Origin of the sequence: Legionella quateirensis (assembly GCF_001467955.1) — a bacterium.
Lineage (GTDB): Bacteria > Pseudomonadota > Gammaproteobacteria > Legionellales > Legionellaceae > Legionella > Legionella quateirensis.
In genome coordinates this window covers 379,539-393,243 of record NZ_LNYR01000031.1, presented here as the reverse complement: position 1 = coordinate 393,243, position 13,705 = coordinate 379,539, and the positions used below count along the sequence as shown (strand labels likewise).

Sequence of the window (13,705 nt, the reverse complement as noted above, 5' to 3'; positions counted from 1 at the left end):
ACGTGGTACTGTGCTTGCACTCGGAGATCCTTCACTTCGTTCAGGATGACGCAATTTAACCGTCATCCCGAATGCAATGAAGGATCTCCTGAGCGGTGGTACTGTGCTTGCACCCGGAGATCCTTCACTTCGTTCAGGATGACGCAATTTAACCGTCATCCCGAATGCAATGAGGGATCTCCTGAGCGGTGGTACTGTGCTTGCACTCGAAGATCCTTCACTTCGTTCAGGATGACAAAACTTAACCGTCATCCCGAATGCAATGAGGGATCTCCTGAGCGGTGGTACTGTGCTTGCACTCGAAGATCCTTCACTTCGTTCAGGATGACAAAACATAACCGTCATCCCGAATGCAATGAGGGATCTCCTGAATGTGGAATTGAACCAGCAATTAGAGCGTTTTTAGTGTGTTCAGAATGACGAAATTCACGGATTTATTGAGAAGTTTCCAAATGAACGCCTAAGCCTTCGCAATGGACGCGTTACTTATAGCTTCGTGGATGATAAAATGGTACATTATGCATTAAATTTGACTAGCACTCCAATTAAGTTAAGAGTTTCACCGCTCCTCATCCCGAACGAATTAAGGATAAATTTGGACACAAAATACTTAACTAATTGACAGTAAACCTAAGCCCATACGGTTCATCTGCTGGTATTTAACGAGCTTTATCCTAAATGCAAGAAATTGATGTCATCATTATAGGCGCCGGTGCCGCCGGACTCATGTGCGCCATTGAAGCCAGTAAACGTTCGCGCCGGGTCATTGTTCTGGATCATGCGAATAAAGCAGGAAAAAAAATATTAATGTCCGGCGGTGGACGCTGCAATTTCACCAATTATTACATTGAGCCAGACAAATATTTTTCACACAATCCCCATTTTTTCAAATCCGCTCTATCCCGTTATACCCAATGGGATTTTATAAATCTGGTAAAAAAACATCATATCCCATTTCATGAAAAAACCTTGGGGCAATTATTTTGCGACAATAAATCAAAAGATATTGTGGATATGTTGCTTTTAGAATGTGAGAACGCCAAAGCCGAGATCCATTTAAATACTTCTATTGAAAAAATTCAAAAAACAGGTGATAAGCGTTTTAAAGTTAATACCAGCAAGGGAACTTTTCAATGCCATTCATTGGTGATCGCAAGCGGGGGGCTTTCAATCCCAACAATGGGAGCCAGTCCATTCGCATACAAAATCGCTGAGCAATTTAATATAAAAGTTTGGCCAACTCGAGCAGGACTGGTTCCTTTTACTTTAGACGTCCACGATAAGGAACGCATATCAGTACTTTCAGGTATTGGTGTTGATAGCGTGGTTGAAAATGAACGCAATCAATTTCGTGAACATGTATTATTTACTCATCGTGGATTAAGCGGCCCGGCAATTTTGCAGCTGTCCTCCTACTGGCAGCCTGGTGAAACAATCCATATAAATCTGTTACCGGAACAAGAACTACTTGAGATCTTAAAGGAAGCCCGATTAGATACACCACAAAAACAATTGAACTCGGTCTTATCCAATTATTTACCCAAACGGGTTGTAGAAGTATTCATTCCTAAAAATCTGGCGCAAACAAAACTGTCTGAAATTTCGAACCGTGATTTGGAATCTGTTACGCATCTGCTCCAAGCATGGATAGTCAAACCTAATGGAACTGAAGGATATCGTACAGCTGAAGTCACTATAGGCGGGGTTGATTGTAATGCTCTTTCTTCAAAAACCATGGAAGTGAATGAAGTCTCCGGACTTTATTTTATCGGAGAAGCCCTGGATGTAACCGGTTGGCTGGGTGGATATAATTTTCAATGGGCCTGGTCCTCCGGTTGGGCAGCGGGTCAGGCAGTATAAGCACACCCTACTGATTTTAATAAAAATCCGGGTTGATATTCATAAAGGATCAATATAGTCTGGACACGATTAATTATTTTAAATAATGCGATCGCGCGCGATTTAATTAATTTCTCAAAATACTTTAAATGATTTAAAGCATTAGGTGCTGTGCACTCAGCACAAGCTTGCCTCAAAATGAGTTTATTTTTGAGCTTCGAAGTCGCGCTTACATCAGTAGGTGAGCATCGAAGCGCAAAAAATAAGGCTCATTTTAGCCGAGATAGTAGATCAGTGTACAAAACCAAGCGTTCAAGGAGAGAATTATGCCAGGCAACTTCAACAAATTCAGTTTTGACGAATGCACTCAAGCGATTGAAGCATTTCTAAACTATTCCGAAACTCAAGAAATAGATAAATTAGTATCGCTAAGTGATCTCATTTTTTATTACATGAAACATAAGCACCCTAATACTCTTTTAGGAGAGAGCGCAGCAGAATCTGTTATTAAAGTAAAATATATAAGCTCATGTAAAGATCAAGTAACACGTTCAAACTTTCTCCATGCATTAACAGCGGTATGTTATCAATACGCTCCTCATGAACCAATCGATACAATACTATTTAATGACAGTTTCCCAGCTAAAATAGTTGCGACATTTCATCATGAAGCCATAACAAAACCCAATGACCCAATTCGATTTACGGCGGATCTGGACACGATTTCTCAACTGAGCATCGATAAACAAACCGTCTTATTGTTTTGTACCAGAGTCTTCGCGCCAGAAGTAAGCATCTTTGGCAATTTTGTAACTGGGTTATCCCATAAAGCCAATCTGGAGGAGTTGAAAAAAATTGTTGAGGCTCTACCTTCCAGTACTTCATTGACCTATGTAAAAAATGAATTAGGACACATGAAATCAAAAGAAATGGCAGTATTCTTGAACAGTGTCAATAAAGCTTCCCAATTAGTATTAGATAATGCCTGCCTGGAACAATGGAGTGAAGAACACTGGAGCGCATTTGTTAAAAAGGTAGAGCAAAATCCATCGCTCACTTCACTGAGCCTTAACAAGACATCTCTTCGTGCCTGTTGTCTCAATCCGCAAAAATTTCAATGCATACTTAAATTGATTGCGCTCCCTCAGTTAAAAGAATTGCTCCTTCATAACAATTTTTTAGCCAAATTACCTACCGATTTATTCGAACAGTTACGACAAGCAATACAAGAATCACCTATTGCTCATATTGGATTAAGACATATTCCACATGATCATAAGGGAACAGTGAGCGTCACTGGCATGTTTGCACACTCGTCTCACAGTAAAGAACACCCAGCTGCCTCTGGAAATCAACAGGAAGCTCCACTAAAACCAACAGATGAACATACCGCCATAGCCGAAAAAGTTTGTCGACTCTAATACTGCCCATGCAGTATTTCAATTCTGATACAGGTTATGAGGCAGGTCATTGCCCCATAACCATGAAAGCCCATATACTTCCTAATACCTCATGCAAGGCAATGGAAAAATAGGCCAGATTGTATGCATTAGGGATTATCAATTTGCCCCAACTGTCCGTACTCCAGAAAAAAGTAAAGTCAGTAGGTGCGGCGATGGGATGAAGCCCTTGCTTTTGACATAAAGCCATAGCTCGAGGCATATGAACGGCTGATGTCACCAAATAAAATGGCTCTTTCTTAACCAGAGATACCAATTCTCGAGCCTGATCTGCGGTGTTAATGGATTTGGTTTCCAAAACTACTTTTTGATCAGGAATGGAAAACCATCGCGCCAATTCTGCCAAAAGCAATGCTTCAGGTTGATCGCCGGCAGAGCCGCCACCTGATAAAACCAGCTTTGCTTCAGGTAATGATCTCTGGAGTCTCACCCCTTCTATCAAACGTTTCATGCTCGCCGACGACAATAAATCATTGGGTGGAAACCCGGCCGCCTGAGTTTGGCCACCACTTAACACCACGACCCAACGAACATCGGGATCTGTTTTTGTTACTATCGTGTACTGTGACTCCAGATGATAAGTCATGTATCTTGGTAACCACCCCGTACTGATTACTGTCATGATCAGTAACACCAAAAGCAAAGTTCTGCGAACAAACAGGGGATGTGAACGAAACCATAACATCCAGGTACATATTCCCAATAATAATAAACAAAGGAAATAAGGATTAATGAACAATTCAATCAAGTGCCTGAATACCGCCATTATTTCACTCGCCTCATTAAATAAAATCCAATCAAGGCAAAAATTACTGTAGGTCCTAAAGCTGCAATTTCCGGGGGCCACTGAAATACCAGACTGACCGGTCCAAAAAACTGATTCAGGATATGGAATGCGAATCCAACTGTTGCTCCTACCAACAATTTGGATCCCATCGTAGAAGAACGCAGAGGACCAAATATAAATGGAATAGCCAATAACATCATCACCATAGTGGTTACAGGTTGAATAATTCTTTGCAGAAAGGCAATCTTGTAATTTTGCGCGTTTTGCTGGCTTCGTTTTTGTTCGCGTAGATAGCGATTCAATTCATGCAAGGTCATTTCATCAGGATTAGAACCTGTAATTTCCAAAATTTGTGGTTTGACGGGTACATCCCAAAGCAGGGAGGGGATGGTATTGGACTGAGTATGATCTGATGTAAACTCGGTTTGTTTCACGTCATAAGCCATCCAGGAGTAATTTGCATATTTTACCTCACTGATTTCTCGAGCTAACTTCAGGTTATGATGATCATCAAATCGGAATTGATATACATTCTGTAGTACATTGCCAGGTAAAACCGAGGCTATTGATATAAAATCATTACCATAACGCAGCCAAACGCCCTTTGGAGTTCGTAATGTTTGACCGCCACTCAATGCTGCGGTTTTATAATCGTTGGCATAATGGGACATCATTGGTGTTAAAACCTCTCCCAATGCAGTAACCAGAATAATAACAACTATGGATGCTTTTAATACTGCAGTTGTTATTTGTCCAATGGATACACCAGCTGCCCGCATAACGACTAATTCACTATGACTGGCCATAACCCCTAAACCAATCAGGCAACCGAGTAAACTGGCCATGGGGAAGAACAGATACACTTGATAGGGCATTTGCAGAAAAACAAAAACAGCAGCCTGAGAAATGCCATAGTCCATTTTTCCCAACTCATCGAGTTGATTAACAAACAAAATAAAAATCTGCAAACCGGCCAACATCAGCGTAACCAAACCTATGGCTGAGAGTACAGTTTTAGCAATATATCGATCGATTATTCTCATAATTATGCCAATTTCACCTGATTACGCCAGATTAAAAACAGACCAAGGAATACCACAGCAAGATGAATCCACCCCATGCCGATCCACAAGGGAATTGTTCCAGATGCTATGGCGTCCCGAGCAACAAACATAAAATTGGCATATAAGATATAAACAACGATAGCAGGCAGTAATTTTGCATATTTACCGGTTCGAGGACTAACCCGGCTTAAGGGAACAGCAACTAAAGTTAAGGTTAATACCATCAAGGGAATGGATAATCGCCATTGCAGTTCCGCTGCCTTCTCCAGGTTGGGATTATTCAATGGCAACAAGCTGAAGGTTTTTGCCGTACGAATATCCTCATTAATTCGGACAATTGGATGAGGCAAACGTGATTTGTAATCGGCAAACTGAGCTACCTGATAATCTGCATGCCCAGGAATTCCCTGATACTCTTTCCCGTTTTGTAATACAATGTATTCCTCTCCAGTCTCGGGGTCCACTTCAGCGAATGCTTTATCTGCCCAGAGTACATCCCATTGAATCCTGTTTTCCTGAACCGTATTTTTTGCAAGAAAGACCTGTTCTGCTTTCGTGTGATCGCGACTCATTGATTGAACATAAAACACTTGCTGACCGCCATTTATGGCATGAAATCGTCCCGGCATAATGGTTTGAATTAATGTTTTTATTCCAGTTGACCTCAGCAGTTTTGCTCGCTCTGTAGCAATCAAAGGGCTTGCCCAAATCATAATTCCGGCAACAATAATGGCTACTACAATTGCCATAATAAAACTATGTTTTAACAATTGATTCGGGCCGTACCCGCAAGCGACCATCACGGTCATTTCACTTTCTGCATACAAACGGCCGTATGCCAGCAATAATGCAATATAAAACCCTAATGGCAAAAGCAATCCCATCAAATTGGGCATTTCCAGCATCATCAACTTCATAATAATAACTCCAGGTATATTTCCTGAAGCAGCACGATTTAAATATTGAACAAATTGATTGCTCATAAAAATTAACGTTAAAATTGCAGTTAATGCAATTAAAGTTAGAAACACTTCTTTGGTTAAATAACGAAAAATGATCACTCAATACCCCTATCATGAGGATGATGCATGCAGCTACACTTTTTAGGATACCATAAAGACATAGTCACATGATAATTTAGGGGATGCAATTTAATCTAAAATCTCAATAAAATGTTGGTTTCATTGCTCGTATAGATTAGGTAAACTAACCCTCTTTAAGTGGCAACAGGAACTCACTATGAATTATGGACTAACTCAGAACCCTTCTCTCTCGGCTAGCGAATGCCTTGTACTGGGCATTTTTTCGGATGCAGAACTACCGGATTATGCACTAAATCTGGATAAGGAACACGATGGCATCATTACAAAACTGAGCCAGAGAGCCACAGAACCTGGTGATGCCCTATGGCAATCTGATGTGCAGGGGCATAGTTTACTGATTGTTCAATTCGGTAAAAAGAATGATTTTAAATCGACTGTCCTGCAAAAAAGAATCAGTGACATTACGGATGAATTGATCAAACAACGGTTCACATCAGCACTACTTTGCCTGCCGCAGTTAATCAATCAATCTGCAGAATGGCAACTAGAACAGATGATAGTGCAAATTGATAATATCAGATATCAACTTCTTGATTTTAAGAAAAAAAATCCAAAATCTCACAAATTGGAAACCATCAGTTTTTATTTACCTGGGGCAAGCGAAAAATCGTTGGAATTAGCCAAAGCCATTGTTTCAGGTGTTGAAATGACTCGGCATCTTGCGAACATGCCAGCCAATATCTGTACCCCCACTTATCTGGGCGAACAGGCACTCGAATTGGCAAATCAATTTGATCAGATGAGTTGCAAGGTTATGGGACCCGATGAAATGCGCGCCATGGGAATGGGACTCCTGCTTGCAGTGTCACAAGGGAGTAGCGAGCCACCAAGATTAATCGATATTCAATACAAAGGCGCAGGTGATGCCCCACCTATTATTCTGGTAGGTAAAGGCATTACTTTTGACTCAGGTGGCCTCTCCATTAAACCGGCCAATGCCATGGATGAAATGAAATACGACATGTCAGGCGCAGCCAGTGTCCTGGGCACATTAAAAGCCTGTGCTCTTTTAAAACTACCCGTTAATGTTATAGGGCTCATTGCCAGCGCTGAAAATATGGTGAGCGGAGCCGCGGTTAAATCAGGTGATATCGTTACCAGCATGTCGGGACAAACCGTTGAGATTATCAATACAGATGCTGAAGGCCGTCTTGTTTTAGCAGATGCACTCACTTATGCGGAACGATATAATCCTGAGTTTGTACTTGATATTGCTACTCTAACCGGCGCCATCATAGTCGCCCTTGGAGCAGTCTCGACAGGTTATATGACCAAAGATGATGAACTGGCTAAATTATTGGAACAAGCAGCTGTTGAAAGTCAGGACAAGATCTGGCGTATGCCTTTGGATGATGCGTATCAAGATGCCTTGGACAGCCCTCTGGCAGATATGATTAATGCCAGTTTTGATCGAACCGCAGGAAGTATTACCGCCGCGTGTTTCTTATCCCGATATACTGAACACTATCGATGGGCACATTTGGATATTGCGGGTACTTCATGGGTATCCGGGAAAAAACGCAATGCTACGGGCAGACCAGTTCCTTTACTAACCCAGTTGATTCGTCATGTCGCCAATTCGCGTTGATTTTTATTTATTAGCCAGCGACCAACCCGATGCAAAATGGTTGGTTGCCTGTCGTCTATTAGAAAAAGCCTACATCAGAGGACATCGTGTTTTTGTTAATTGTGATAACAAACAGGATGCAGAACATCTTGATGAGTTATTATGGACGTTCCGGGATGACAGTTTTATTCCTCATAATCTGCAAGGCGAAGGTCCAGAGCCTCCACCACCAATCCAGATTGGCTATGATAAAGAACCCAGAGGATTTAATGATATATTATTGAATATGGCGACCAGTATTCCTCTTTTTTATGGAAAATTTAAACGAATAATGGAACTGGTTTCTAACATAGAGGCTGAAAAAGAATTGAGTCGTTTGCACTATAAGGAATACCGATCCCAAAAATGTGAGTTACATACCCATAATATTGAGTCATAAAAATACTTTTTCACTGCAAAACAATGGGCTGTTGACAATTTAGCCCATACCCCTACGCGGCTTGTCCCTGAGAGATCCTCACCTTTTAGAAATGCACATGAATTAATCTGAATTTGCAATTTTTATAAGATCGTCATCCTCGCGAAAGCGGGGATCCATGCAACAATGTGGTATTGTGCTAAATTTTAAGATGGATCCCCGCTTTCGCGAGGATGACGTATAAAAAGTGAGGATCGTTCAGACTTTATGCGCGACACGTAGGGAGGAATTGTCAACAGCCCCTAAATACCGGGAGACTTTGACGAAACCCACAGTACATCAGAATTGTTCTTTTCGGCAGCTTTCAATAGACTCAACAGAGGAACTGCTCGTTTAGCCAAACTGATTTCAGGCTCATTGTCATCATCCTTATCGTGTCTGGCCGGAGGATTCTTACTCTGTTCCAGCTCAAGACCGTGTTGCAAATTGTGTAGCGCGCCAGAGACTTGATCAGATGTAAGCGCTCCGGGAACTGTCCCACTATGTCCCATTAAGGACAGTAAGCGTTTTGCTACATCATTAAAATAAGTAATGTCCTCATAAGCATCGCAACGAAACGTGATGAACATAAAAATCTCCTTCTTTAATCCTGACTATATACACGTAATAAATATTCAGCAACAGCACAGACTCCCATTGCCTCGCCTCCTTCGGGTTTTCCAGGTTTAGAGCTGGTATTCCATGCCATCACATCAAAATGCGCCCAAGGAACAGTTTTCGTAATAAACCGCTGTAAGAACAACGCTGCAACAATAGCACCCGCATAGGGAGAAGCACTGGAGTTTGCCAAATCAGCAATATTTGAATTTAATAAATCGTCATAAGCAGCAAATAATGGCATGCGCCATACTGGATCCAGTGTTTTATTAGCCGCTGCTGTTACCTCTGCTGCCAATTGATCATTGTTGGAAAACAGGGCAGCCATATCAGTTCCCACTGCGACACGGGCAGCTCCAGTCAATGTCGCAAAATCGATAATCAAATCCGGATTGTCTTCACAAGCTTTCACCAGAGCATCGGCTAAAACCAAACGACCTTCAGCATCAGTATTATCTATTTCAACGGTCAAACCATTTCTCATGGTCAGGACATCACCAGGGCGAAACGCATCGGGACCAATTGAATTTTCAACAGCGGGAATAAAAATCTGTAAACGTACAGGCAGCTTGCGTAGCATAATCCATTGAGCAAGACCAATTACATGAGCCGCACCGCCCATATCCTTTTTCATCAATCGCATTCCAGATGAGGGTTTTATATCCAAGCCCCCACTGTCAAAGCAGACCCCTTTGCCTACCAAAGTAACTCGTGGGTGTTTCTCACTCCCCCAGGTTAAAGACAACAAACGAGGTGCAGAAGCTGAAGCTCTCCCCACTGCATGAATGGCTGGAAAATTATCTTTGAGTAATTCATCACCAATCCATTGTTTGAATTGTGCTTTATGGGTTTTGGCCAATTCTTCTACTGCATGAGCTAATTGAGCAGGCCCCATATCACTGGCTGGCGTATTAACCAAGTCACGGACTAAATAGATGGATTGTACCAAAGGCAATACTGCGGCTAAATGTTCTTCTTCTACCAATAACAATCGAGGTTGCACCTCATATTTTTTATAGTCAACAAAACGATATTGAGCCAATCCCCAGTTAACAGCAGCTCTCTGACTTAACTGTTCCTGCAATTGATAACTACCCGGAGGCAATAGAATAGCAGCATTGGCCAAAGCTGATTCCTGAACTCCACTTCCAGAACCAATATATGCCTTGTCAACCACACCATCGGCATTAATTATGAGGCAGTAATCACCCAATTTACCTTTAAATTGTCGCAAAGCAAAACAGTTACGCTCTGCCGGGCTTAAATGGTCTATCCCCTCTTCCCATTGATTTTGAGAGATTAAATAAAGAGGAATCGCTCTAACACTGTGGGTTTCATAAAATAAATCAGCTTGCATCATTCTTATTCCTTCATTTGACCGCGGAAATGATTCGGCCTAAGCCCCGCAAGGCCCAAAACCAATAAATACAACACTACTGTTGCCAAAACATGTGCCAATAATAAACTTAATCGGAGTAATGGTGGGAAACTTAGCCAATAAGATACTGTTCCATTCATATAATATAAATAGGCGGCGACTGCCAGATTCGCAATAAATAATTGGGCGCTGTATTTCAACCAACCTGGTGAGGGTTGAAATACACGTCGTTTAAATAATAAAAACAATAACAACCCACAATTTACATATCCTGCTAAAGCCGAAGCCAGGGTTAAACCCGCATGAGCAAAATGCCAAACAAAAATGGAGCATAACAGCGTATTCACCACCATGGATATCGCCCCAACCTTTACCGGTGTTTTAATGTCCTGTTGCGCATAAAAACCGGAGGCCAATACCTTTACCAACATAAAAGCAGGTACTCCCAACGCAAGAGTAACGAGGCTTTTTTGAGTTTGAATTAAATCATAAACATTAAATTTACCGTAAGCGAAACAACTGGCAATCAACGGCATGGCAAATAATGCCAACCCCAAACCGGCTGGAATCCCGATTAATAAAATGGATCGCAACCCCCAATCCAGGGCGCGAGAATACTGAGTAGTACTTTGTTCGGCATGTTTACGTGACAAATGAGGGAGAATTACAGTAGCTATAGCAACTCCAAAAACTCCTAATGGAAAATCAGTTAATCGATCCGTGTAATACAACCAGGACACACTACCGACTTTTAAAAAGGAAGCAAAAATGCTGTCTACCATTAAATTAAGTTGCGCGATTGAAACCCCAAACAAGGCTGGAATCATTAATTTAAGAACTTTATTAACACCCGGATCATCTCGGACGATTCGTGGCTTTATTAACAAATTCCGTTGGTATAAAAAGGGGAGCTGGAACAGTAACTGTAAAATACCAGCAATCAATACACCCCAGGCCAAACCAACAACCGGCTGTGGCATATTAGGGCATAAATAGATTGCCGCCACTATCATGCTGATGTTCAGAAGTACCGGAGTAAACGCCGGCACCCCAAAATACCCATAGGTATTCAGTATCGCCCCAGCCATCGCAGTTAAAGAGACAAGCATTAAAAAGGGAAAAGTAATCCTTAACATTTCGGTAGCCAAATCAGCACGCATGCTGTCATGACTGAATCCCGGAGCGAATAAAAATATTATTACTGGAGCAGCAATAATCCCAACAAGAGTAACCATAGTCAGGATGGCACTTAAATAACCTGAAATACGTGCTATAAAAGTACGAACATCTTCTGGGGAACGCGTTTTTTGATATTCAGCCAATACTGGAACAAAGGCCTGGGCAAAAGCTCCTTCCGCAAAAAGTCGTCTCATAAAATTGGGTATGCGGAACGCCACAAAAAAGGCATCCATCCCTGCCTGGGCTCCAAAAAAATTGGCAATGACCATATCACGCACAAATCCTGCCATCCGAGATACAAAGGTCATTACAGAAACAAGAGTAGTTGATCGTAATAAACTTTGTCGTTTTGGTACCATAATTTCCGTCGCTGACATGTCTTTAAGTATAAAAAAGTAAATTTCTACTATGATATACCTTATTTATTAAAGTTACATCAAGGTCTATATTGACAAATTCTAACTCATTGTGCATGATCACTATCTTTTGTATTATCTGAATGAGTGGAGATTTCTAAGTGGCAAATATTAAATCAGCAATCAAACGTGCCCGTCAAAACGTAAAACTGCGCCAACACAACGCCAGTGCACGTTCCATGTACCGCACATATATTAAAAATGTGCTAAAAGCGGTAGAAGCTGGTAACCAGGAAGCTGCACGTGCTGCTTATACCAAAGCACAACCAGTGATCGATAAAGCCGCAAGCAAAGGCTTGATTCATAAAAATAAAGCTGCTCGTATTAAAAGCCGTCTGGTCGCTCGTGTTCAGGCGATGGCCGCTTAATCCAGTGTTTCCGTCGCTCTAAGTTCGAAAACACCCGAACCGGCAACGCCGGTTCGGTTCTTTCTATGAATGATAACCTTGTCTATTATGATTGGCACCTTCGATCAAACGCTCATCATCTTGCAATGAACTATCAGCTTGACCTAATAGTCTTGGCATAGTCTGTAACCTGTTGAAAAATCTATAAAATCCAGTAACACCTGTCGGCAAGAACAATGCAACATGATGTAATGCCCCCATCTGATCCGCTACAGCCAGATTTCCTCTCATATTTTCTAATTTCCGGTTAAATTTCTCAAACTCCATTTGTGTCACTTGAAATAATCTTTGGTATTCCGCAATGATTGCATCGTGGGGTATTTGATTGTGAGTTTCAACCAGGGTTGTAATTTCAGTTATCCTTGCGTCTAAAAACGAGATTGAATCCTTATCAGGATGTGTTACACCTTCTGTCCCGAATAAACTGGTTAACACGTGATGAAACATGGCATGCCAGGGAAGATAGGCACTGAACATTCTAACCAGCCTATTTCGAGGATCTTTTTCCAACTCATAAGCCGAGCAAACAGTAGATGCTAAACTTCTTAAAGTCTGTTCAAATTGCCTTGTTCTGATGTTTATCTGAATCTGATTCAAACCGATCAATTTGTCATTGTCTGTGCTGGCATGTCTAAATTGCTCTTGTCCTTGTTGTAAACGCGCAGTATAGCAACGCACTGTCTCTACACCCGGCTCTACATAGCACCATTCATTATTCATACTGACTCCCATAGCATGAGCCAGTTTCAAATCTCTGAATGAAACCTGAAATTCCAGGGGAGTTAAATAATCTGCCAATTGGTACAACTGTTCAAACACCGTAGTTAATTGGCTTAAGCGAACTAAATTAGCATCAGGCTCGTCAACCACAGGGTTATAAACACTTCTGTAATACTGATTATTGGAAGACTCATCCACCACTTCCAAGGCTGAAGAACTACCTTCTTCTGAGGATGATGAAGCGACACCAAGGGAGCGAATAAACTGATCTGTTCTAACAAGAGGAACATCACCCTCTTGTAACTTCCTTTGCATTTCATCTCTGTTTGCTGATTTTACGGCATTCAACCAATTACCCTTAATCTGATTAAGGGTGATATCATTTTGAGTATCAATCCAGGTTTCAGCTGAACTGATTAATTGAGTTCTGATCAGTTCAATCCGGGCTTGTAATTCCGATAAGTTCAAAAACATCCTATTGTGCTCACTTGTTTTATAGAGTGCGCTTAGTTTACCCTTGCGTTGTGTTTCTTTCAATCAATAGAGTAATATTTGATCATCGTTTTGCTGAAGGTATAAGGACTTAGGAAAAACCCAAAGATCGAGGCAAAAATAGTTTGTGTAACTTCTCAATCTTCTTGATGAGTTTCGTCATCCTGAGTGGAGTTATCCCCTCATAATATTTAAATTCGAAAATGTATTTATTTAAA

The 13,705-nt window shown here is 41.4% G+C and carries 12 protein-coding genes; 5 read left to right on the top strand and 7 right to left on the bottom strand.

Annotated features, from left to right (window positions below):
- The first annotated feature begins 678 nt into the window (after nucleotides 1–678).
- Complete coding sequence (locus Lqua_RS11355) at nucleotides 679–1,860, top strand: BaiN/RdsA family NAD(P)/FAD-dependent oxidoreductase (protein WP_058474382.1); 1,182 nt, start codon at nucleotides 679–681, stop codon at nucleotides 1,858–1,860.
- 305 nt (nucleotides 1,861–2,165) lie between these two features.
- A complete protein-coding gene (locus tag Lqua_RS11350; protein WP_058474381.1) occupies nucleotides 2,166–3,260 on the top strand; it encodes a hypothetical protein in 1,095 nt (364 codons plus the stop codon).
- 46 nt (nucleotides 3,261–3,306) lie between these two features.
- Here Lqua_RS11350 and Lqua_RS11345 read toward each other — a convergent pair whose 3' ends face one another.
- Genes Lqua_RS11345 through lptF form a run of 3 tightly spaced genes read right to left on the bottom strand, consistent with a single transcriptional unit; the run spans nucleotide 3,307 to nucleotide 6,211 of the window.
- Nucleotides 3,307–4,065, bottom strand: coding sequence for a YdcF family protein (locus tag Lqua_RS11345; RefSeq protein WP_058474380.1), 759 nt, complete (start codon nucleotides 4,063–4,065; stop codon nucleotides 3,307–3,309).
- Nucleotides 4,065–5,129 carry an LPS export ABC transporter permease LptG gene (gene lptG / locus Lqua_RS11340; protein ID WP_420798061.1) on the bottom strand — a complete coding sequence of 355 codons (1,065 nt, stop codon included), beginning with the start codon at nucleotides 5,127–5,129 and terminating at the stop codon, nucleotides 4,065–4,067. The genes Lqua_RS11345 and lptG overlap by 1 nt, the downstream gene beginning before the upstream one ends.
- Before the next feature lie 2 nt (nucleotides 5,130–5,131).
- The gene (gene lptF, locus Lqua_RS11335) at nucleotides 5,132–6,211 is read right to left on the bottom strand and encodes an LPS export ABC transporter permease LptF (protein WP_058474378.1); all 1,080 of its coding nucleotides are present in this window, start codon (nucleotides 6,209–6,211) and stop codon (nucleotides 5,132–5,134) included.
- 178 nt (nucleotides 6,212–6,389) lie between these two features.
- Here lptF and Lqua_RS11330 point away from each other — a divergent pair, with 178 nt between their 5' ends.
- Both Lqua_RS11330 and Lqua_RS11325 read left to right on the top strand, forming a co-directional pair.
- The gene (locus Lqua_RS11330; RefSeq protein ID WP_058474377.1) at nucleotides 6,390–7,841 is read left to right on the top strand and encodes a leucyl aminopeptidase; all 1,452 of its coding nucleotides are present in this window, start codon (nucleotides 6,390–6,392) and stop codon (nucleotides 7,839–7,841) included.
- On the top strand, nucleotides 7,822–8,259 hold the full coding sequence (locus Lqua_RS11325) for a DNA polymerase III subunit chi (protein WP_058474376.1): 438 nt from the start codon (nucleotides 7,822–7,824) through the stop codon (nucleotides 8,257–8,259). The genes Lqua_RS11330 and Lqua_RS11325 overlap by 20 nt, the downstream gene beginning before the upstream one ends.
- A gap of 281 nt (nucleotides 8,260–8,540) precedes the next feature.
- Here Lqua_RS11325 and Lqua_RS11320 read toward each other — a convergent pair whose 3' ends face one another.
- Genes Lqua_RS11320 through murJ form a run of 3 tightly spaced genes read right to left on the bottom strand, consistent with a single transcriptional unit; the run spans nucleotide 8,541 to nucleotide 11,829 of the window.
- Nucleotides 8,541–8,867, bottom strand: a complete 327-nt coding sequence (locus Lqua_RS11320) for a DUF1840 domain-containing protein (RefSeq protein ID WP_058474375.1) — start codon at nucleotides 8,865–8,867, stop codon at nucleotides 8,541–8,543.
- Nucleotides 8,868–8,881: 14 nt separating this feature from the next.
- Nucleotides 8,882–10,252 carry a leucyl aminopeptidase family protein gene (locus Lqua_RS11315; protein WP_058474413.1) on the bottom strand — a complete coding sequence of 457 codons (1,371 nt, stop codon included), beginning with the start codon at nucleotides 10,250–10,252 and terminating at the stop codon, nucleotides 8,882–8,884.
- 5 nt (nucleotides 10,253–10,257) lie between these two features.
- The gene (gene murJ / locus Lqua_RS11310) at nucleotides 10,258–11,829 is read right to left on the bottom strand and encodes a murein biosynthesis integral membrane protein MurJ (RefSeq protein WP_058474374.1); all 1,572 of its coding nucleotides are present in this window, start codon (nucleotides 11,827–11,829) and stop codon (nucleotides 10,258–10,260) included.
- 140 nt (nucleotides 11,830–11,969) lie between these two features.
- Between murJ and rpsT the strand changes: the two genes are divergently transcribed.
- Nucleotides 11,970–12,236, top strand: a complete 267-nt coding sequence (gene rpsT, locus Lqua_RS11305) for a 30S ribosomal protein S20 (RefSeq protein WP_058474373.1) — start codon at nucleotides 11,970–11,972, stop codon at nucleotides 12,234–12,236.
- A 63-nt stretch (nucleotides 12,237–12,299) separates the two neighbouring features.
- On the opposite strand, the gene Lqua_RS11300 is transcribed toward rpsT, so the two are convergent.
- A complete protein-coding gene (locus Lqua_RS11300) occupies nucleotides 12,300–13,463 on the bottom strand; it encodes a hypothetical protein (RefSeq protein ID WP_157076142.1) in 1,164 nt (387 codons plus the stop codon).
- Between the last annotated feature and the right edge of the window lie 242 nt (nucleotides 13,464–13,705).